This is a genomic window from Nocardioides okcheonensis, assembly GCF_020991065.1.
Classification (GTDB): Bacteria; Actinomycetota; Actinomycetes; order Propionibacteriales; family Nocardioidaceae; genus Nocardioides; species Nocardioides okcheonensis.
Window position 1 is genome coordinate 3,732,612 of sequence record NZ_CP087710.1, and the last position, 21,123, is coordinate 3,753,734.

Here is a 21,123-nt window from a genome sequence, read left to right on the forward strand (position 1 = left end):
ACCTGAGGAGCTGTCGTACCCCATGGCCAAGATCATCTACACGCACACCGACGAGGCGCCGCTGCTCGCGACGTACTCGTTCCTCCCGATCATCGCGGCCTACGCGAAGACCGCCGGTGTCGACGTCGAGACCCGTGACATCTCCCTGGCCGGCCGCGTGATCGCGCAGTTCCCCGACCGGCTCACCGAGGAGCAGCGCCTCGACGACGCCCTCGCCGAGCTCGGCGAGCTGGCCACGAAGCCCGAGGCCAACATCATCAAGCTGCCCAACATCTCCGCCTCGATCCCGCAGCTCAAGGCGACCATCGCCGAGCTGCAGTCGCAGGGCTACGACCTCCCGGCCTACCCCGAGAACCCGCAGACCGACGAGGAGCGCGAGGTCCGCGCCCGCTACGACAAGGTCAAGGGCTCCGCGGTCAACCCGGTGCTGCGCGAGGGCAACTCCGACCGCCGCGCCCCCGCCTCGGTCAAGAACTACGCGAAGTCGCACCCGCACTCGATGGGCGCCTGGAGCAGCGACTCGAGGACGTCGGTCGCCACCATGGGCCACGACGACTTCCGCAGCAACGAGCAGTCGGTCGTCCTCGAGGGCGACGACACCCTCGCGATCGTGCACGTCGGCTCCGACGGCACCGAGACCGTGCTCAAGGAGGGCCTGGCGGTCCTGCAGGGCGAGGTCGTCGACGCCACCTTCATGAGCGCCGCCCACCTCGACGAGTTCCTCGAGCAGCAGGTCGCGCGGGCCAAGGCCGACGGCGTGCTCTTCTCCGCCCACCTCAAGGCCACGATGATGAAGGTCTCCGACCCGATCATCTTCGGCCACGTCGTGCGCGCCTACTTCGCCGACGTCTTCGCCCAGCACGGCGAGCGGCTCGCCGCGGCCGGCCTGTCCGCCAACGACGGCCTGGGCGCGATCCTGTCCGGCCTCGACTCGGTCGAGGGCGGCGCGGAGATCAAGGCCGCCTTCGAGAAGGGCCTGGCCGAGGGCCCGGCGCTGGCGATGGTCGACTCCGACCGCGGCATCACCAACCTGCACGTGCCCTCCGACGTCATCATCGACGCGTCCATGCCCGCGATGATCCGCACGTCGGGCCAGATGTGGAACGCCGACGGCGAGCAGCAGGACACCCTCGCGGTGATCCCGGACTCCTCCTACGCCGGCGTCTACCAGGCCGCGATCGACGACTGCAAGGCCCACGGTGCCCTCGACCCCTCGACGATGGGCTCGGTGCCCAACGTCGGCCTGATGGCCAAGGCGGCCGAGGAGTACGGCTCGCACGACAAGACCTTCGAGGTCCCGGCCGCCGGCACCGTCGAGGTCCGCAACGCCGCCGGCGACGTGCTGATGTCGCACGCCGTCGAGGCCGGCGACATCTGGCGTGCCTGCCAGACCAAGGACGCCTCGATCCGTGACTGGGTCAAGCTCGCCGTGACCCGCGCCCGCGCCTCCGAGACGCCGGCCGTGTTCTGGCTCGACGAGACCCGCGCCCACGACGCCAACCTGATCGCGCTCGTCACCGAGTACCTGAAGGAGCACGACACCGACGGCCTCGACATCTCGGTGATGGCGCCGGCCGAGGCGACGACGTTCTCGCTCGAGCGGATCCGCCGCGGCGAGGACACCATCTCGGTGACCGGCAACGTGCTGCGCGACTACAACACCGACCTGTTCCCGATCCTCGAGCTCGGCACCAGCGCGAAGATGCTGTCGATCGTGCCGCTGATGAACGGTGGCGGCCTGTTCGAGACCGGCGCCGGCGGCTCGGCGCCCAAGCACGTGCAGCAGCTGGTCAAGGAGGACTACCTGCGCTGGGACAGCCTCGGTGAGTTCTTCGCCCTGGCCGCCTCGCTCGAGCACCTCGCGGGCTACGCCGACAACCAGCGCGCGAAGATCCTCGGGGAGACCCTCGACAAGGCGACGGAGACGTTCCTCAACGAGGACCGCTCGCCCGGTCGCCGGCTCGGCACGATCGACAACCGCGGCTCGCACTTCTACCTCGCCCTCTACTGGGCCGAGGAGCTGGCGAAGCAGACCGACGACGCCGAGCTCGCCGCGGCGTTCGCCGAGTTCGCGGGCTCGCTGCGCGCCGACGAGCAGACCATCGTCGACGAGCTGCTCGCGGTGCAGGGCAAGCCGGCCGACATCGGCGGCTACTTCCGCCCCGACCCGGAGAAGGCCGCCGAGGTCATGCGCCCCTCGGCCACCTTCAACGCCGCGCTCGCCACCCTCTGACCGAGCGCGACCCGCGTCACACGACGGGCTCCCGGGGAACAATCCCCGGGGGCCCGTCCTTGTCGGAGGTGATGACCACGACTGCGCCTGCCGCCGACCCGACCGCCGACGACCTCGACGTCCCCTCGGTGACCGCGCGCCACTTCGCCCTCGCGGTCCTCGCGCTGGCGATGGGCGGCTTCGCGATCGGCACCACCGAGTTCGTCACGATGGGCCTGCTCCCGCAGATCGCGGGCGGCGTCGACGTGTCGATCCCGACCGGCGGCCACGTCATCTCGGCCTACGCCGTCGGCGTCGTGGTCGGTGCGCCCGTGCTGGCCTTCCTCGGTGCCCGGCTGCCGCGGCGTGCGCTGCTGGTCGCGCTGATGGCGGCCTTCGCCGTCGGCAACGGGCTGAGCGCGCTCGCCACGTCCTACGAGCAGCTGATGGTCGCCCGGTTCGCAGCCGGCCTGCCGCACGGCGCCTACTTCGGCGTCGCCTCGCTGGTCGCGGCCAGCATGGCCCGCCCCTCGCGCAAGGGCCGCGCGGTCGCGCAGGTGATGCTCGGCCTCTCGGTCGCCAACGTCATCGGCGTCCCGGCCGCCACGGTCCTGGGCCAGGAGCTCGGCTGGCGGGCCGCCTTCTGGGCCGCCGCGGGCCTGGCGCTCGTCACCCTCGCCCTGGTCGTGTGGTTCGTGCCGTCCGTCCCGGGCGACGCGGACGCGAGCGGACGCCGCGAGCTGGCGGCGTTCAAGGTCCCGCAGGTGTGGCTGACCCTGCTGGCGGGAGCGGTCGGCTTCGGCGGCATGTTCGCCGTGTACTCCTACATCGCCCCGGTCGTGACCGACGTGGCCGGGCTGGGGGAGCGGTCGGTGCCGGTCTTCCTGCTGTCCTTCGGCCTCGGCATGGTCGCCGGCACCTGGCTGGCCGGGATCATGGCCGACTGGTCGATCTTCCGCTCGCTCATCATCGGCGGCACCGGCATGGCCGGCACGATGCTCGCGTTCTGGCTCACCGCACCGCACGGCTGGGCCGCGCTGCCCGTCGTCTTCCTCATCACCACGCTCGGCTCCGTGCTGGTCGTCAACCTCCAGCTGCGGCTGATGGACGTCGCGGGCGAGGCCCAGACCCTGGGTGCGGCGATGAACCACGCCTCGCTCAACATCGCCAACGCGCTGGGCGCCTGGCTCGGCGGCGTGGTGATCGCCGCCGGGTGGGGCCTGCGCGCCCCGGCGCTGGTGGGGCTGGCGCTGTCGCTGGCCGGCGTGGCGATCCTGCTCGTGTCGGCGCGGCTGCACGTGCGCGCGCAGGCCTCGCACGTGATCTGAATTTTCGTGGAGTTAACACTCCCGGAACCCTTGCGTAGCCCGGCCTTGGAACGATCCAATCAGTGGGGGGCGGAACAGTCGCCCCGGGGACGCACGAAGGGGACCGCCATGGTGGACGAGGACAAGATCGCCGAGGAGATGGAGCGCCGCCGCCAGCTCGCCGACCGCAACGTCGGGGACGTGGTCAGCCTGCTCGAGCGACGCCGCGAGCTGCGGGGGGTCTACCCCGCGGCCGACCTGGTCGCCGACAACGTCGGCTGGGTCGTCTGACTCCTCGACCGGGCGGCTCGCGCCCCCGACTCAGCGGAAGCCGGGGAGGGGGCGCGAGGACCACGTGGTACCGCCGTCGTCGGAGCAGGCCAGGTCGTCGCGCCTGCCGCGCTCGGTGAGGACGCAGGTCCCGTCGGAGGTCTCGACCACGCCGCGGTCGTAGGACGACAGCTGGGTGGGCATCGCGCTGCCGTCGGGGTCGATCCGCACCAGGTGGTGCGAGGCGGTGGTCAGCCAGGAGGTGCCGTCGGGGGCGACCGCGACGCCCGAGAGGTCGCGCGGGAGCTGCCAGGCCCGCCGGGGTCCCTCGCCCCACCCGAGGCCGCGCGCCGCCTGCCAGGTCGCGCCGCCGTCGCGGGACGTCCGGACCGCCAGCAGCGGCACCTCGCCGGTGTCACGGTCGTCGCCGAGGTCGACCAGGACGAGCCGGTCGCCGTCGCCGGCGAGCAACCGCCCGGTCGTCGCGTCGGCACGGTCGGCGGTGCCGGGGGTCCAGGTCCGCCCGGAGTCGTCGGACACGGCGACCTCGGAGCGGCCGTCCTCGAGGTCGACCACGACGGCCAGGCGTCCGGTGGAGGTGACGTGCGCGCCCCAGAGCCGGGTCGTGCCGGCCGGGACCGGGACGTCGACCAGCTTCGTCCCGCGCAGCAGCCGGACGGCGCCGCCGACAGTGACGGCGGTGTCGCCCCGCGCGGACACGGCGGTGCCGGGGTTGCCCGGCCCGGTGTCGACCACCGGCTGGAGGCTGGCATCGGGACCGACGACGACCGGGCCCGTCGCCTGCTCCACGAGCCAGCCGCCCGGCACGGGCTGGAGGGAGCGGACGTCCCCGTCGAGCAGCGTGCCGACGACGTCCGGGCCCTCGCGCACGACGACCGCCGAGCGGCATCCGCTGGCGCCGGCCTCGCCGGTGCAGTCGACCCACAGCGCCGCGACGGCGTCGGCGGACGCCGACACGGCGAAGACGTCCGCGCGGCCCGCCGCCACGAGGCTCCGCACCGCCTCCGGCAGCCGGTCGTCGACCTCCGGTCAGGGGCGGTGGCGCCGGGCCGGCGCGGGTGGACCGCAGCGCGCGGGCAGCAGCACCACCGCCGTGACACCGCCCGAGCGCGACGGCCGCGGCCGCGCGGACCCCCGCGGCCCGACGACGGCGGCGCCGGGCCGTGCGGGCCCGGTCGAGGACCTCCTCGAAGCCGGGCTGCGGCGCCCGCTCGGCGACGGCGTGCGGCAGGTCGGTGGGCAGGCTCATCGGGTGCTCCTCTCGGTGTCGGTCTCGGCGAGCAGCGCCGCCAGAGCCGTGCGTCCGCGGGCCAGGCGCGCCTTGACGGTCCCGACGGGCGCGCCGACCGCCTCGGCCACCTCGTGGACCGGCAGGTCGGCGAGGTGGTGCAGGGCGATCGCCTCGCGCTGGGCGGCCGGGAGGCGGCGCAGCGCGGCCAGCAGCACCAGGCGGTCCTCCGGCAGGTCGGCGTAGGCCTCCTCGGCGACCAGGCGGTGGCTGACGTCGCGGAAGAACCGGCTGCGCCGCCAGCGGGTGCGCGAGACGTTGACCGCCACGGTCCGCAGCCACGCCTCGGGGTTGTCGGCGGCGAGGAAGGAGCGCGAGCCGACCGCGCGGACGAACGCCTCCATCACCACGTCCTCGGCCTCGACCGGGTCGCCCGTGACGCCGGTGAGCTGGCCGACCAGGCGCCGGTAGGAGGTGGCGTACACCTCCTGCACGCGGTCCACCCCGCTCGTCCGGGCCATGGCCCACCCTCCCACCGCGTCGTCCGTCCCTGCCATGACGACCCGTGGGGAGGCGTCCCGGTTGCGTCCCGGTCGGCTCAGCCCTTCACGGCACCGGTGCTGGTGTTCATGATCCGCTTCTGGGCGAGGAGGAAGACGATCGCGACCGGGATGGTCATCAGGGCGGCCGCGGCGAGCTTGAGCGGGTACTTGGTGCCCTGGCCGAGCTGGTTGGAGGCCAGCTGGGCGACGCCCTTGGTGAGGTTGGTCAGCTCGGGGTCGTTGGCCGCGACGATGAAGTGGCTCAGCTCGTTCCACGAGCCCTGGAAGGAGAGGATCACGATGGTGACCAGCGCGGGACGGGCCATCGGGAGCACCACCGACCAGAACAGCCGGAAGGTGCTCGCGCCGTCGATGCGGGCCTGCTCCTCGACCGACACGGGGATCGACTCGAAGAAGTTCTTCATGATGAAGATCCCGGCGGCGTCGACCAGCAGCGGCACGACCAGCCCGGTCATCGAGTTGAAGATCCCCAGCTGGTTGATGACCAGGAACTTCGGGATCAGCAGCACCACGTTGGGCACCGCCATCACCCCGACCAGGACCGCGAACATCACGGTGCGGCCCCGGAAGTGGATCCGGGCCAGGGCGTAGCCGGCCATCGAGTCGAAGAGCACGCGACCGGCGGTGACGACGAGGGTGACGACCACCGAGTTGCGGAACCACAGCGGGAAGTCCGACTGCGTGAACAGCTCGCGGTAGGCCGCGGTCGTGAACGTCTCGGGCAGCAGCGAGATCGGGCTCGCCGCCGCCTCGGGCTCGGTCTTGAACGAGGTGGCGACCTGGATCAGGAACGGCGCGACGTAGACGACGGCGAGCAGCACCAGGACGGCGTAGAACCACCACACGGGACGCCGGGTCGTCATGACTTCTCCCTCAGTGCCCACCGCTGGAACAGCGTGAGGACGACGATGATCGCGAAGAGGATGAAGGCGATCGCCGCGCCCTCGCCCCACCGCTGGGAGTTGAACGAGGTGGAGAAGGACAGGTACGCCGGGGTGAGCGTCGTCTTCGCGGGCCCGCCCTGCGTGCCGGTGTAGATCTGGTCGAAGACCTGCCAGGTCCCGATCAGCCCGAGGGTGAGGACGGTGAACATCGTCGGTCGCAGCATCGGCACGGTCAGGTGCCGGAACCGCTGCCAGCCGCTGGCGCCGTCGACCATGCCGGCCTCCTCGATCTCGTCGCCGATGTTGTTGAGGGCCGCGATGAACAACAGCATGAAGGTGCCCGAGGTGGTGAAGACGGCCAGCAGGATGAACGCCGACATCGCGAACGAGGGTCCGGCCAGCCAGTCCCACCAGCTGATCCCGAGGGCCCGGTGGTCGGTCAGGAAGGCCGGTGCGTCGACCCCGACGGCGCCGAGCACGGTGTGGAAGACGCCGCGGGCGTCGCCGAACCAGTTCGGGCCGTCGATGCCGACCCAGCCCAGCATCGCGTTGACCACGCCGGTGCTGTTGAAGAGGAACAGCCAGAGCACGGTGATGGCGACCGCGCTGGTGACCGACGGGAAGTAGAACGCGGTGCGGAAGAAGCCGCGTCCCTTCAGCGCCTTGTGGTGCACCAGCACCGCCAGACCGAGCGCGACCGCGGTCTGCAGCGGCACGACGAACAGCACGTAGTAGACGTTGTTGCGCATCGCGGTGCCGAAGTCACGCTGCTGCAGGCTCCCGCCGCTGAGGATGTTGGCGTAGTTGTCGGTGCCGACGAACCCGACGTCGGAGGAGAACGGGCTGCCCACGCCGCGCCAGTCCGAGACGCTCACCCAGAGCGCCATGAGGACGGGGAAGGCGAGGAAGACCGCCAGGAGCAGCATCGCCGGGGAGACGAAGAGCCAGCCGTCCCGCGTCTGCCCCCGGCGGATCGACGAGGCGCTCACTGCCCGACGACGGCCTGCATGGACTGCTGGACCGACTCCAAGATGGCCTGCGGGTCGCCGTCCTGCAGGCCCTCGAGCTGGGCGTTGAAGTCGCCGATGACGTCGGCCGCACCCTCCTGCGCGGGCGGGTTCTGGGCGTACTCGGCGCCCGCCACGAACGGCTCGAAGCCGGGCCGGTCGGCGGCGTACTGCTCGGCCGCGCTCTGCACCGACGGGATCACGCCGAACGCGTCGGCGAAGGCCAGCTGCTGGTCGACGGACGTGAGGTGCTCGACGAGCGAGACCGCGTCGTCGGTGCTGCCGCTCTGCGCGGCGATGCCCCAGCAGTTGGTGAAGGCGAGCGTGCCCTTGCCGGCCGGGCCCTCCGGCAGCTCGGCCACCGTGTAGCCGATCTTCGGGAAGTCGTTCTCCATGGCTCCGGCGATCCAGTTGCCCTCGATCGTCATCGCGGCGAGCTCCTTGCCGAACGCCTCGCCGCCCCAGCCGGCCCCGAGGGTGGAGGAGTACGCGGCGACGCCGTCCTGCATCATCGACTGCACGAACTCGAGGGCCTCGAGGTTCTCCGGGCTGTCGACCGTGGCCTCGGTGCCGTCGTCGTTGACCATCGCGCCGCCGGCCTGCGGGAAGAAGGAGCCGACGCGCTGGTACTCCGGGCCGAAGGCCAGGCCGACGGTGTCGCCCTTGGTCAGGGTCTTCGCGACGGCGGCGAGCTCGTCCCAGGTGGTCGGCACGTCGGCGTCGGTGAGGCCCGCGTCCTTCCAGAGCCGGGTGTTGATGACCAGGCCGAGGGTGGAGAAGTCCTTGGGCGCGCAGTAGAAGTCGCCGTCGACGGTGAAGGCGTCGACGAGGGTGGGGTAGAAGTCGTCGGCGTTGTCGAGCTGGTCGCCGTAGGCCAGCAGCGAGCCGTTGGCGGCGAAGCCGGCCAGGGTGTCTGTCGAGACGTAGAAGACGTCGGGCGGGTTGTTGGACGTGAAGCCCTGGCTCAGTTCCTGGGGCAGGTCGGTCGCGGCCTGCACGGTCGCGTCGGTGCCGCTCTCCTCGGCCCAGGCGGCGACGGCCTCCTTCACCGCGGCCGTCTCGGCCTCGCCGGAGGAGCCGATGAGGACCTTCAGCGGGCCGCCGTCACCGCCGCCGTCGGAGGACGACCCGCCGCCGTCGTCGAAGCCGCTGCCTCCGCACGCCGCGAGGGTGAGCGAGGTGGCGAGGGCCAGGGCGAGGGCGGGTACGGCGCGGTGGCCGGGCAGGCGCTTCATGGTGTCTCCTCCGAGGGTCGGGTGGGGGATGGGGTGGGGGATGGGGTGGGGGGTGGCGTGGGGGACGGGTGGGTGCCGCTGCCGGACGGCCCGCGCAGGCTCGACTCGCGGACGACGAGCTCGGGCTGGAGCAGCGTCTGCGGGGGCTGGTCCGCGCCGCGGACCATCTCCTCGATCGCGGTGACGAGGTCCTGGGCCACCTGCTCGAGCGGCTGGCGCAGGCTGGTCAGGCCGGGGGTGGTGAGGGCGGCGGCGGGGGAGTTGTCGAAGCCGGTGACGGCGACGTCGCCGCCGGGGCGCAGCCCGCGGTCGGCGAGCGCGCGCAGCACGCCGAGGGCGAGGGTGTCGGACGAGCAGGTGATCGCCGTCGCGGGATCGGTCCGGTCGAGCAGCCGGTGGGCGGCGGCGCGGCCCTGGTCGAAGTCGTCGGCGACCTCCTCGAGCAGGTCGTCGGCGAGGCCGAGCTCGGCACAGGCGCCACGCCAGCCGGCCCGACGGTCGCGACCGGTGTCGGACTCCTCGGGCCAGCCGACGTGGGCGATGCGCCGGTGCCCCTGGGCGGCGACGTGGGCGGTGGCGGCGTGCAGCCCCGCCCGTCCGTCGACGTCTGCCCAGGCGAGGTCGGCATCGCCGTCCCAGGAGCGACCGAACATGGCGAAGGGCACGCCGACGTCGCGCAGGGCGGCGACGCGGGAGTCCCCCCGATGGGCCCCGGTGAGCACGAAGGCGTCGACCGAGGTGGTGCTGAGCAGCTCGCGGTAGGCCGCGACCTCGTTGTCCTCGCCGTCGGCCTGGCACAGGATCAGGTGGCAGCCGGTCGCGGCGGCCGACTCGGCGAGGGCGTGCAGGAACTGGTCGAACAGCAGGGCCGCGCGGTCGTCGCGCGACGGCTCGACCCGGATGCCGATCAGCCGCGAGCGCTGGTTGCGCAGGGCGCGCGCCGACCGGTTGGGGCGGTAGCCGAGCTGCTCGACGGCGGCGAGGATCCTCGCGCGGGTCTCGGGTGCGACCCGGGCGGGGTTGTTGAGCGCGTTCGACACCGACTGCGCCGACACCCCGACGAAGCGGGCGACGTCGCTGAGCGTGACGTGGCCGTGGGGGACCGGTCCGCGGCCGTGGGGGCGGGCGTCCGCCGTCGGCTGCTCGTCGGGGCGGTCGTCGGGTGCGGACACGGTGCCTCCTCTCGTCCGGGTCGGGGCAGGGGTTGCGGTGCGATGGATGTTTAGCGATAAAATCGCGGATGTGACGGAGGCTACACACGACATCGCGCCCACGACAACCCCCTCGGGAGCGCCTTCCCTGCAGCCGCTGCTGCACGACCTGGCGTCCTGCGTGGCCGCGCCGGGGGTGCTGCTGACGGCGCTCGACGGGCAGCTGCGGCGTGGTGGGGTGAGCGGCTGGTACGTCGCCGACACCCGCCTGCTGGACCGCTGGGAGGTGTCGGTCGCGGGGTCCGACCTCGACGTGGTGCGGGCGGAGAACCGCGGGGCCGAGCGGCACGCCTTCACCTACCTCGCCCGCTCGCTGGGCGACCTCGCGATCGCCGACCCGACCGTGCGGATCGACCGGGTCCGCGTCCTCGCGGCCGACGAGGTCCGCGAGGAGCTGACGCTGCTCTCGACGGCGCCCGAGCCGGTCGCGGTCGAGCTCCGGGTCGACCTCGGCACCGACCTCGCCCCGATGCCCCACGTCAAGCAGGGGCACGCGACCGAGCCCCGCACGGCCGCCGCCACCGACGACGGCCTGGCGTGGGACGGGCCCGACGGGTCGGTGCGGGTGGTGGCGGACGGCCAGCCCCCGCAGGTCGACCCCGGCGCGGGCCGGCTGGCCTGGCGGCTGGTGCTCGAGCGGGGCGTGCCGCAGGTGGTCCGGCTCCGCGCGACGACCACCGTGCCCGCCCTCTTCGGCAGCGGGCGACCGGCGCCGTGGGCGACCGCGGTGGAGGCCGGCGACGTACGCCTCGAGCGGGTCGTGCAGCAGGGGCTCGCCGACCTCGCCGGGCTGCTCCTCGACGACGACGGCGACGCCTTCCTGGCCGCCGGCAGCCCGTGGTTCCTCACCCTCTTCGGCCGTGACTCGCTGTGGGCCGCGCGGATGCTGCTGCCCCTCGACACGGGTCTCGCGCTGTCCACGCTGCGGGTGCTGGCCCGACGCCAGGGCCGGGTCGACGACCCGGCCACCGAGGAGCAGCCGGGGAAGATCCTCCACGAGGTCCGCGGGCAGGTCCTCGACCTCGGCGAGCAGCGGCTGCCCCCGCTCTACTACGGCTCCGTCGACGCCACCCCGCTCTTCGTGTGCGTGCTGGCCGACGCGCTGGAGTGGGGCGCCGACCGCGACGAGGTGCGCGCCCTCGTGCCGGCGGCGCGCGCCTGCCTGGAGTGGGTGCTCGCCCAGGCCCGCGAGTCCGGGTGGCTCACCTACGTCGACCACACGGGGGAGGGGCTCTCCAACCAGGGCTGGAAGGACAGCCACGACAGCATCCAGTTCGCCGACGGGCGGCTGGCGGAGGCTCCGATCTCGCTGAGCGAGGTCCAGGCCTACGCCCACGAGGCGGCGGTGCGGGGCGCGGCGCTGCTCGCCGAGCTCGGCGCCGAGCCGGTGCCGGGCCTCGACGCGTGGGCCGCCGACCTCCGGTCCCGGTTCGCCCGGGACTTCTGGGTGGACTCCGACGACGGCGGTCACGTCGCGGTCGCGCTCGACCGTGACGGCGAGCGCGTCGACTCGGTCGCGTCCAACATGGGGCACCTGCTCGGCACCGGGCTGCTGGCACCGGACGCCACCGCACGCGTCGCCGCGCTGCTCGCCGACCCGGTGCTCGACTCGGGCTTCGGCCTGCGCACGCTGACGTCGCGGTCGCCGCGGTTCTCCCCGCTCAGCTACCACGGTGGCACGGTCTGGCCCCACGACACCGCCATCGCCGTGCGCGGGCTCGCCGCGGAGGGCCGCTACGACGAGGCCGGCGCGCTGGCGGCCGGGATCGTGCGCGCCTCGGAGTTCGTCGACCACCGCCTGCCCGAGCTCTACGGCGGCGACGCGGCGGCCGATGTGGCCCAGCCGACGGCGTACCCCGCCGCGTGCCGACCGCAGGCGTGGGCGGCGGCCGCGCCGGTCGCCTGCCTGGTCGCGCTCAGCGGCCTGCGGACCGATCCGGCGACGCGCACGCTCAGCCACCCGGCACGGACCACCGGGGCCCTGGGCGGCTGGACGCTGCGCGGCCTGCGGCTCGGGCCCGACGCGTTCGACCTGTCGGTCGACCCCGACGGCAGGGTGGGGATCACCCTGCCGCCGGGCAGCCCGCTCGTGGTCGAGCAGCGGGCCGACGACGCCTGAGGCCGCTCGGGCCCCTCAGCCCGCGGTCAGATCGCCCAGCAGTTGCTCAGCTGGGGCAGGCCGGCGAAGCGCGCCTCGAAGAACGGCAGCGCCTCGGCGGTCTGCGGCACGATCCCGCCGACGTGGAGCGGTGCGAGGTTGGTGGAGAAGCGCACGTTGGCCCCCTTGCCGCACCACGACCGGGCCAGCTGCTTGCCCACGGCGTACGGGATGACGTCGTCGAGGGCGGAGTGGGTGACCAGCACCGGCACGGTCGGCCTGATGGTGCCGATCCGCTGCGCCTCGACGATCGACCTGAACGGCTCCTGCTGGATCAGCGTCGACATCGGCTTGCCGCTCGCGCTGAGCGTCGACGACTTCACGAACGCGTGGTTGAGCAGGTCGAACACGCACTCCTGCTCGATCTGGTCGCTCACCGCGCGGCCGCGGGCGTTGAGGTACGGGCCGAGGTCGACGTCGTAGCTCGCGGACAGCCCGCGCAGCGCGAAGAACGCGAACGCGGAGTAGAGCCCGCCGTCGAGCGTGGTGGCGACCGTCGCCAGGTCGGCGGGGACAGCGCCGACGACCGCACCCCTGACCCTGAGGTCGGGGGCGTAGGTCGAGGCGAGCTCGACGGCCGACGCGGCCGCGCCGCCGCCCTGGGAGTAGCCCATGATCCCCACCGGGCTGCTGCTGCTCAGGCCGGTGCCGGGGAGCCGCTGGGCGGCCCGGACGGCGTCGAGGGTCGCGCGTCCCTGGGAGACCCGGTCCATGTAGGTGTGCACGCCGGCGGTGCCGAGGCCCTCGTAGTCGGGCATCGCGACGGCGTAGCCGCGCAGCAGCAGCGCCTCGATGCCGATGCCCTCGTACTCGATGCCCTCGGAGAACAGCCGCGACGGCGCGCAGCGGTCGGCCAGCCCCTGGGTGCCGGGGGCGTAGCCGATGACCGGCCGCGACCCGACGCCGATCCACGGCGTGGTCGGCACCAGCACCGTGCCGGAGGCGGCGATCGGCCGGCCCGCGCGGTTGGTGGTGCGGTAGAGCACCCGGTTGGCGTTGCGGACCAGGCTCGTCGCGTCGAGCGGGTCGAGCAGGAAGGTCATCTTCTCGCTGCGGATCACCGCCCCGTTGGTCGCGGGCAGGGTGGCCGGGGCCTCGTAGAACGCCGGGCGGGGTGGCTCGGGGACGACGGCGCCGGCCGACGTCGTGCCGAGCGCGCCGAAGGCGAGCGTGGTGGTGAGCAGGGTGACGAGTGACGCGATCACGCGGGCCGTCCGACCCCGAGAGCGGGTACGACGACGAGATGCAGCGACTGCCATGGATGGGTTCCCTCCTCGGCCGGACCACCCGACCGACGCTCGGAACCTACTGGTGAGTCACATCACACCGCAGTGTGACGTCCGTCACGTTGCAGTGCGTCAGTAGACCATGCCCATCGCCTCGCGGACCTCGGCCAGTGTGGCCTCGGCGACCTCGTTGGCCCGCTCGTTGCCGCGGCGCAGGACGTCCTCGAGGTGGCCCGGGTCGGCCTCGAGCTCGGCGCGTCGGGCGCGCAGCGGGGCGAGCTCGGTGTTGATCGCGTCGGTCAGCCGGGCCTTGAGCGCGCCGCCGCCGCCGTCACCGATCTCCTCGGCGACGACGGCCGGGTCGAGGCCCTCGCACAGCCCGATGAGGGTCAGCAGGTTGGCGACCTCGGGGCGCGCGTCGGGGTCGTAGGTGATGACCCGGTCGCTGTCAGTCCTGGCGCCCTTGAGCTTCTTCGCGGTCTCGTCGGCGCTCATCCGCAGCTCGACCACGTTGCCCTTGGACTTGCTCATCTTGGTGCCGTCGGTGCCGAGGATCAGCGGTGCCTCGGACAGCAGCGCGCCCGGCTCGGGGAACACCGGGGCGTAGCGGTCGTTGAAGCGCCGCGCGATCACGCGGGTCTGCTCGAGGTGGGGGAGCTGGTCGCGCCCGACCGGCACCACGTTGGCCTTGCAGAACAGGATGTCGGCGGCCTGGTGGACCGGGTAGGTGAGCAGCAGCCCGCCGATCGAGGTGATCCCGGCCGACTTCGCCTCGTCCTTGACCGTGGGGTTGCGCTGCAGCTCGGCGACGCTGACCAGGCTCAGGAACGGCAGCATCAGCTGGTTGAGCGCGGGGACCGACGAGTGGGTGAAGATCGTCGCCTTCTCGGGGTCGAGCCCGGCGGCGATGTTGTCGAGCAGCAGGTTGCGCACGTTGCCCGCGATGTCACCGGCGACCTCGCGGTCGGTGATCACCTGGTAGTCGGCGATCAGCTGCCAGATCTCCGCGCCGCTGTCCTGGAGGCGGAGGCGGTTGCGGATCGAGCCGAAGTAGTGGCCGACGTGCAGCGCTCCGGTCGGACGGTCCCCGGTCAGCATCCGCAGCGAGGCCGGGTCGGTGGCCATCTGCTGCTCGATCGCCTCGCTGCGGGACTGGGCGGCGCGGAAGGTGTCACTCACGACGCACGAGCCTACTAAGCGGCCGTCGGGCCCGGCGAACCGGTTATGTAGGGTCGGTGGGGTGCCGACCATCGGAGTAGCCATCGCGATCCCCGAGCCGTGGGGGAGCGAGCTCCAGGACTACCGGACCTCCGTCGGGGACACCACCGCGACCCAGATCCCGACCCACATCACCCTCGTCCCGCCCGCGCGCGTCTCCGACGAGGAGCTGGCGTCGGTGACCCGGCACCTGGCCTGCGCCGCGGGCGCCGTCGAGCCCTTCGACATCCACCTGCGCGGCACCGGCACCTTCCGCCCCGTCTCGCCGGTCGTCTTCGTGACCCTCGCGGAGGGCATCTCCTCGTGCGAGCTGCTCGCCGACGCGGTCCGCAGCGGGCCGCTGGCGGTCGACCTGGAGTTCCCGTACCACCCGCACGTCACGGTCGCCCACCACCTCGACGACCCCGCCCTCGACCGCGCCTTCGACGAGCTCGCCGACTTCGAGTGCCGCTTCGCCGTCGACTCCTTCAGCCTCTACGTCCACGACGACGAGGCGGGCTGGCAGCCCACCTCCCACTACGACCTCGGGTGACCTGATGCCGCTCCTCGACACCGTCAAGCAGCGCGTCGCGGAGGTTCGCGAGCGCCGCCCCTTCATCGACCACCTCGTCCGGATGGTCGAGCACTACGGCTTCGTCAACGGCAGCGCCCTCGCGGGCGCCGTGACGTTCTTCGGCTTCCTCTCGTTCTTCCCGATCCTCGCGCTCGGCTTCGCGGTGGTCGGCTGGGCCGCGCGGGTCTATCCCGACGCGCAGGGCCAGCTGGTGGACGCCATCCAGTCGGTCCTGCCGATGGTCGTGGAGGACGACCCGAAGCCCGGGGAGATCTCCATCGAGGCCTTCCAGACCGGCGCCGGCGCCGCGGCCGGGCTCGGCGTGGTCGGTCTGCTCTACTCCGGGCTCGGCTGGGTGTCCGGCCTGCGCACCGCGCTCCAGGCGGTCTTCGAGACGCCGCGGCGCGAGCAGCCCGGCTTCGTGGGCGGCAAGCTCAAGGACCTGCTCGCGCTGGTGCTGGTCGGCGTGGTGCTGATGGTCGCCGTCGCGGTGTCCGCCGCGGTCAACTGGCTCTCGGGCGAGATCCTCTCCTGGATCGGGCTCGACCAGGAGCTGGCGCCGCTGGTGGGGCTCATCGGGGTCGCGGTCGGCCTCGCGGCCAACTCGCTGCTGTTCTTCGCCATCTTCAAGGTGCTCGCCGACCACGACACCCCCGACCGCTCGCTGTGGAGCGGCGCCCTGCTCGGCGCGGTCGCCTTCGAGCTGCTCAAGCAGGCTGCGGCCTTCCTCCTGGCCTCCACGCAGGGCCAGCCCGCGTTCGCGGTCTTCGGCATCGCCCTGGTGCTGCTGATCTGGATCAACTACTTCTCTCGCGTCGTCCTCTTCGCCGCCGCGTGGGCCCACACCTCGGTGGAGTCGCGCGAGCGCCGCGCCGCGCAGGCCGCCGCCGCGGGGCGCGCGGAGGGTCCGCAGATCGACGTCGCCGCAGCAGCGGCCGGCGGCGTACGCCCCTCCGCGCCCGCCGCGGACCACCGCTCCTCGAAGGCCGCCTTCGCCGCCGGTGCCGCCTCGATGCTCGGCCTGGTCGCGCTGGTGCGCCGCCGCCGCTGAGGTTGCCCCCGGCCTCGCCTGCCTGCCGCTGGGGCCGCCGCACGCCTGAGCGGTGTCCCAGCCACATTTCCGGGGGCCGAAGTGTGGGTCAGCCACCGCCCCTTCGGCCTGTCCACCGTGCCGCCCGCCTGAGCGGTGTCCCAGCCACATTTCCGGGGGCCGAAGTGTGGGTGGCGCACCGCTGGGGGACGGACGTACGTGGGCCGCTGGCCGTCCACAGGGGCGCGTACGAGCCGGTCGTCCCCAGGGTGCCCGGCGGCCGGGTGCGCGCCCGGCTCCGGGGTGGCGGAATCAGCGGATGCTCCGACTCCCCGATCTCGTCCTCCACGGTCCGGTCACCCGCTCGGCGGCGCTCGACGCCGGTGTGCCGGCGCGCGTGCTCGAGGGCACGCGGTTCCACCGGATCCACCAGGGCGTCTACGTCCACCGCGACCACGAGATGTCCTGGGCCGACCACGTGCAGGCCGCGCAGCTCGCCCTGCCGGACGGTGCCCGCACGACCGGGACCACCCGACTCCGCCAGCTGGGGCTCGGGGTCGGCGCGCCGTTCCCGCTGCACTTCGTGGTCGAGGGCGACCTGCACCTCGTCCTCGACGGCGTCTTCCTCCACCGCACGGTGAAGATGCCGCCGCACGACGAGTCCGGGGTCAGCATCGAGGCGGCCTTCGTGGCGTTCTGCGCCGAGGCCAGGCTGATCGACGCGATCGGTCTCGGTTGCTTCCTGCTGAACAAGCACCACCTCGACGGGACCCTCCTCGAGCGGCTGCTGGACGCGGAGCCGTGGCGCGCCGGCGCCCGCGAGGCGTCGTACGTCGGCCCGTTCCTCGACGACCGGCCGCGCTCGATCCCCGAGGCCGAGCTTTTGGCCTACGTCACCTTCTCCGGCATCGCGATGCCGGACGTCAACCAGGAGGTCGAGCTCCCCGACGGCACCGTGCTGACGCCCGACCTGTGGTTCGCGGCGCAGCAGCTCGCGGTCGAGTACGAGGGCGGTCACCACCAGGACGACCGGCCGCAGTACCTCGCCGACATCGACCGGTACGCCGCCTACCGCCGCACCTCCACGGCGTACGAGCAGGTGACCAAGGAGCTGATGCGCGCACCGAGGGCCACCGTCCGGCGGATCCACGCAGCGCTCGTCGCGCGGGGGTACGACGGTCCGCCGCCGGACTTCGACGGCCTGTGGCTCGACCTGTTCCGTCCCCTGTCCGAGATCGTCCGCCGGGTGCGCATCGCGTGATCGGGCGGTGTCCCAGCCACAGTCGGGCGATCGGGAATGTGGGTGGCGCACCGCCCTGCCCGCGTGTCGTACGGGGCGCGCCGACGAGCGGTGGCCGACCCACAATCGGGAGCACGAAAGTGTGGGTGGGACACCGCTCGGGCGGGTGGCGCACCGCTCGGGCCGAGGGAGCGGGCGGACGGAGACGCGACGAGGGCCGGGGGAGACCCCCCGGCCCTCGTGCGGTGGAGCGTACGGCTCAGTGGCCGTGGCGGATCGCGGTGCGCAGGTCCTTGTTGAGCTGGGAGATCACGTCGAGCGGGATCTCCTTGGGGCAGGACGCGGTGCAGGCGCCGATGTTGGTGCAGCCGCCGAAGCCCTCGGCGTCGTGCTGGGCCACCATGTTGACCACGCGGGTGTCGCGCTCGGGCTGGCCCTGGGGGAGCAGGCCGAGGTGGGTGATCTTGGCGCCCATGAAGAGCGACGCGGAGCCGTTCGGGCAGGCCGCGACGCAGGCGCCGCAGCCGATGCAGGTCGCGACGTTGAACGCGCGGTCGGCGTCGTCCTTGGGGACCGGCACCGAGTGCGCCTCGGGGGCCGCGCCGGTGTTGACCGAGACGTAGCCACCCTGCTGGATGATCCGGTCGAAGGCGCTGCGGTCGACGACGAGGTCCTTGATGACCGGGAAGGCGTCCGAGCGCCACGGCTCGATGGTGATCGTGTCGCCGTCGGAGAACGAGCGCATGTGCAGCTGGCAGGTCGTGGTGACCTCCGGGCCGTGCGCCTCGCCGTTGATCATCAGCCCGCACGAGCCGCAGATGCCCTCGCGGCAGTCGTGCTCGAACGCGACGGGCTCCTCGCCCTGCTCGTTGAGCTGCTCGTTGAGCACGTCCAGCATCTCGAGGAACGACATGTCGGGCGACACGTCGGCGAGCTGGTAGGTGTGGATCGCGCCGGTGGACGCAGCGTCCGGCTGGCGCCAGATCTTCAGGGTCAGGTTCATGCTCACTTGTAGCTCCGCTGCTTCATCTCGATGGCGGTGTAGACGAGGTCTTCCTTGTGCAGGACGGGCGCGGCGTCGGCGCCGGCCCATTCCCACGCGGCGACGTAGGCGTACTCGTCGTCGTGGCGCAGCGCCTCGCCGTCCTCGGTCTGCGACTCGGCACGGAAGTGCCCGCCGCAGGACTCGCGCCGGTTGAGGGCGTCGATGCACATCAGCTCGCCGAGCTCGATGAAGTCGGCCACGCGGCCGGCCTTCTCGAGCGACTGGTTCATGGTCTCGGCGGCACCGAGGACCTTCACGTTGCGGTAGAAGTCGTCCTTGAGGGTGCGGATCAGGTCGATCGCCTTCTTCAGCCCGTCCTCGGACCGCTCCATGCCGCAGTACTCCCACATGATGTTGCCGAGCTCGCGGTGGTACGAGTCGACGCTGCGGGTGCCGTTGACCGACAGGAAGTGGTCGATGCGCGACTGCACCGACTCGCGCGCCTCGACGACCGCGGGGTGGTCCTCGGCGATCGGCTCGAACGGGCCGTCGGCGAGGTAGTCGCGGATCGTGTGCGGCAGCACGAAGTAGCCGTCGGCCAGGCCCTGCATCAGCGCGGAGGCGCCGAGGCGGTTGGCGCCGTGGTCGGAGAAGTTGGCCTCACCGGTGACGAACAGGCCCGGGATCGTCGACTGCAGGTCGTAGTCGACCCACAGCCCGCCCATGACGTAGTGGACCGCGGGGTAGATGCGCATCGGCACCGAGTACGGGTCCTCGCCGGTGATCCGGGCGTACATGTCGAACAGGTTGCCGTACTTCGAGGCGACCGCGTCCTTGCCCAGGCGCTGGGTGGCGTCGGCGAAGTCGAGGTAGACGCCGCGGCGCACGCCGTCGACCTCGGGGCCGACGCCGCGGCCCTCGTCGCAGACGTTCTTGGCCGCGCGCGACGCGATGTCGCGGGGGACCAGGTTGCCGAACGAGGGGTAGATCCGCTCCAGGTAGTAGTCGCGGTCCTCCTCGGGGATGTCGCGCGGGTCCTTGTCGCAGTCGGCCTGGTTCTTCGGCACCCAGATCCGGCCGTCGTTGCGCAGCGACTCCGACATCAGGGTCAGCTTCGACTGGTGCGAGCCCGAGACCGGGATGCAGGTCGGGTGGATCTGCGTGTAGCAGGGGTTGGCCATGTAGGCGCCCTTGCGGTGCGCGCGCCACGCGGCGGTGACGTTGGAGCCCATCGCGTTGGTGGACAGGTAGAACACGTTGCCGTAGCCGCCGGAGGCGAGGACGACGACGTCGGCGAGGTGGGTCTCGACCTCGCCAGTGACCATGTCGCGGGCGATGATGCCGCGGGCCTTGCCGTCGGCGACGATCAGCTCGAGCATCTCGTGGCGCGAGTACATCGAGACCGTGCCGGCCGAGATCTGGCGCTCGAGGGCCTGGTACGCGCCGATCAGCAGCTGCTGGCCGGTCTGGCCGCGGGCGTAGAACGTGCGGGAGACCTGCACGCCGCCGAAGGAGCGGTTGTCGAGCAGGCCGCCGTACTCGCGGGCGAACGGGACGCCCTGCGCGACGCACTGGTCGATGATGCTGGCGCTGACCTCGGCGAGGCGGTGGACGTTCGACTCGCGCGAGCGGTAGTCACCGCCCTTGACGGTGTCGTAGAAGAGGCGGTGGACCGAGTCGCCGTCCTCCTTGTAGTTCTTGGCGGCGTTGATGCCGCCCTGCGCGGCGATCGAGTGCGCCCGGCGCGGGGAGTCCTGGTAGCAGAAGGACTTCACGTTGTAGCCGGCCTCGCCCATGGTGGCGGCGGCGGACGCGCCGGCCAGACCGGTGCCGACGATGATCACGTCGAGCTTGCGGCGGTTGGCCGGGTTGACCAGGCGGGCCTCGAACTGGCGCGTCTGCCAGCGCTCGGCGATCGGGCCGGCGGGCGCCTTGGTGTCGACGATCGGCTCACCGGGGGTGTAGTAGCCGGCGGCGTCGTCGTAGGACTCGCCGGACGGGCCGGTGGTGACCTTCATGTCGATGTCGTTGCTCACGAGCACGGACCCCTTACTTGGTGATGATGCCCGCGAGGACACCGAGCGGGACGAGGGAGAAGCCGATCGAGATGACCAGCGCGACGACGAGGCCGGCGGCCTTGGCGCGCTGGCGCTTGGCGGCGTTGCCGGTCCAGCCGAGCGTCTGCGCGGCGCTCCAGACCCCGTGGTGCAGGTGCAGGCCGAGCGCGACCATCGCGACGAGGTAGATCACGGTCAGCCACCAGACGTCGAAGGTGTCGACGAGCAGGTTGTACGGGTCGTTCGTGGCGCCGCCCTGCGGGTTGACCTTGCCGATGGTGAAGTTGAGCAGGTGCCAGACGAGGAAGACCAGGATGGTCACGCCACCCCAGCGCATCATCAGGCTCGAGCGGCTGGCGCCCGGGTTCTTCTTCACGACGTACTTCGTCGAGCGCGCGCTGCTGGCGCGACGCCACAGCGTCACGGCGCAGTAGACGTGCACGACCAGCGCCGCGATCAGCCCGACGCGCAGGATCCACAGCACCCCGCTGTGGGGGAGCATCGGCTCGCCGATCTCGCGCAGGTGCTCGGCGTAGTCGTTGAACGCGTCGTGCCCGGCGAACGCCTTGAGGTTGCCGTACATGTGCGCGAGGACGAAGCCGATGAAGACGACGCCGCTCACCGCCATCCCGAGCTTCAGGGCGATGGTGGTGCGAGAAGCCCGCGCACCCTTGACGAGAGTCGGACCCTGGGTTCGGGGGCCGTTGATTTGGGTTGC

At 72.4% G+C, this 21,123-nt stretch carries 18 protein-coding genes; 7 read left to right on the plus strand and 11 right to left on the minus strand.

Going from position 1 to position 21,123, the window contains the following annotated elements; all coding sequences use genetic code 11:
- Positions 1-22: 22 nt before the first annotated feature.
- The 3 genes from LN652_RS18155 to LN652_RS18165 all read left to right on the plus strand — a co-directional run bounded on the left by LN652_RS18155 (position 23) and on the right by LN652_RS18165 (position 3,810).
- Positions 23-2,233, plus strand: a complete 2,211-nt coding sequence (locus LN652_RS18155) for an NADP-dependent isocitrate dehydrogenase (protein WP_230441988.1) — start codon at positions 23-25, stop codon at positions 2,231-2,233.
- Between the two features lie 71 nt (positions 2,234-2,304).
- A complete protein-coding gene (locus LN652_RS18160; protein ID WP_230441989.1) occupies positions 2,305-3,540 on the plus strand; it encodes an MFS transporter in 1,236 nt (411 codons plus the stop codon).
- Between the two features lie 108 nt (positions 3,541-3,648).
- Entirely contained in the window at positions 3,649-3,810 is a 162-nt protein-coding gene (locus tag LN652_RS18165; RefSeq protein WP_230441990.1) for a hypothetical protein, read from the plus strand.
- Between the two features lie 30 nt (positions 3,811-3,840).
- Here the strand turns inward: LN652_RS18165 and LN652_RS18170 are convergent, their stop codons facing one another.
- The 6 genes from LN652_RS18170 to LN652_RS18195 form a co-directional block, all read right to left on the minus strand.
- On the minus strand, positions 3,841-4,809 hold the full coding sequence (locus LN652_RS18170; RefSeq protein WP_230441991.1) for a sialidase family protein: 969 nt from the start codon (positions 4,807-4,809) through the stop codon (positions 3,841-3,843).
- A gap of 246 nt (positions 4,810-5,055) precedes the next feature.
- Complete coding sequence (locus LN652_RS18175; RefSeq protein WP_230441992.1) at positions 5,056-5,559, minus strand: sigma-70 family RNA polymerase sigma factor; 504 nt, start codon at positions 5,557-5,559, stop codon at positions 5,056-5,058.
- Between the two features lie 77 nt (positions 5,560-5,636).
- Complete coding sequence (locus LN652_RS18180) at positions 5,637-6,464, minus strand: carbohydrate ABC transporter permease (protein ID WP_230441993.1); 828 nt, start codon at positions 6,462-6,464, stop codon at positions 5,637-5,639.
- Positions 6,461-7,474 (minus strand): carbohydrate ABC transporter permease, encoded by a 1,014-nt coding sequence (locus tag LN652_RS18185; protein ID WP_230441994.1) that lies wholly within the window; start codon positions 7,472-7,474, stop codon positions 6,461-6,463. Before LN652_RS18185 ends, LN652_RS18180 begins: the two co-directional genes overlap by 4 nt.
- A complete protein-coding gene (locus LN652_RS18190; protein ID WP_230441995.1) occupies positions 7,471-8,727 on the minus strand; it encodes a sugar ABC transporter substrate-binding protein in 1,257 nt (418 codons plus the stop codon). The genes LN652_RS18185 and LN652_RS18190 overlap by 4 nt, the downstream gene beginning before the upstream one ends.
- Entirely contained in the window at positions 8,724-9,899 is a 1,176-nt protein-coding gene (locus LN652_RS18195; protein WP_230441996.1) for a LacI family DNA-binding transcriptional regulator, read from the minus strand. The genes LN652_RS18190 and LN652_RS18195 overlap by 4 nt, the downstream gene beginning before the upstream one ends.
- Before the next feature lie 70 nt (positions 9,900-9,969).
- Here LN652_RS18195 and LN652_RS18200 point away from each other — a divergent pair, with 70 nt between their 5' ends.
- Positions 9,970-12,057, plus strand: coding sequence for a glycogen debranching N-terminal domain-containing protein (locus tag LN652_RS18200; RefSeq protein WP_230441997.1), 2,088 nt, complete (start codon positions 9,970-9,972; stop codon positions 12,055-12,057).
- Positions 12,058-12,083: 26 nt separating this feature from the next.
- Here LN652_RS18200 and LN652_RS18205 read toward each other — a convergent pair whose 3' ends face one another.
- Both LN652_RS18205 and trpS read right to left on the minus strand, forming a co-directional pair.
- Positions 12,084-13,301 carry a lipase family protein gene (locus tag LN652_RS18205; RefSeq protein ID WP_230441998.1) on the minus strand — a complete coding sequence of 406 codons (1,218 nt, stop codon included), beginning with the start codon at positions 13,299-13,301 and terminating at the stop codon, positions 12,084-12,086.
- A 153-nt stretch (positions 13,302-13,454) separates the two neighbouring features.
- Entirely contained in the window at positions 13,455-14,501 is a 1,047-nt protein-coding gene (trpS, locus tag LN652_RS18210) for a tryptophan--tRNA ligase (protein WP_230441999.1), read from the minus strand.
- A 61-nt stretch (positions 14,502-14,562) separates the two neighbouring features.
- Between trpS and LN652_RS18215 the strand changes: the two genes are divergently transcribed.
- The 3 genes from LN652_RS18215 to LN652_RS18225 all read left to right on the plus strand — a co-directional run bounded on the left by LN652_RS18215 (position 14,563) and on the right by LN652_RS18225 (position 17,384).
- A complete protein-coding gene (locus tag LN652_RS18215; protein WP_230442000.1) occupies positions 14,563-15,072 on the plus strand; it encodes a 2'-5' RNA ligase family protein in 510 nt (169 codons plus the stop codon).
- A 4-nt stretch (positions 15,073-15,076) separates the two neighbouring features.
- Complete coding sequence (locus LN652_RS18220) at positions 15,077-16,144, plus strand: YihY/virulence factor BrkB family protein (RefSeq protein ID WP_230442001.1); 1,068 nt, start codon at positions 15,077-15,079, stop codon at positions 16,142-16,144.
- A gap of 298 nt (positions 16,145-16,442) precedes the next feature.
- Positions 16,443-17,384 carry a hypothetical protein gene (locus LN652_RS18225; protein WP_230442002.1) on the plus strand — a complete coding sequence of 314 codons (942 nt, stop codon included), beginning with the start codon at positions 16,443-16,445 and terminating at the stop codon, positions 17,382-17,384.
- 238 nt (positions 17,385-17,622) lie between these two features.
- On the opposite strand, the gene LN652_RS18230 is transcribed toward LN652_RS18225, so the two are convergent.
- The 3 genes from LN652_RS18230 to LN652_RS18240 are packed head-to-tail and all read right to left on the minus strand — an operon-like array spanning position 17,623 to position 21,033.
- Entirely contained in the window at positions 17,623-18,366 is a 744-nt protein-coding gene (locus LN652_RS18230) for a succinate dehydrogenase/fumarate reductase iron-sulfur subunit (protein WP_230442003.1), read from the minus strand.
- 2 nt (positions 18,367-18,368) lie between these two features.
- On the minus strand, positions 18,369-20,366 hold the full coding sequence (locus tag LN652_RS18235) for a fumarate reductase/succinate dehydrogenase flavoprotein subunit (protein ID WP_230444768.1): 1,998 nt from the start codon (positions 20,364-20,366) through the stop codon (positions 18,369-18,371).
- Positions 20,367-20,397: 31 nt separating this feature from the next.
- Complete coding sequence (locus LN652_RS18240) at positions 20,398-21,033, minus strand: succinate dehydrogenase cytochrome b subunit (RefSeq protein ID WP_230442004.1); 636 nt, start codon at positions 21,031-21,033, stop codon at positions 20,398-20,400.
- Positions 21,034-21,123 lie beyond the last annotated feature (90 nt).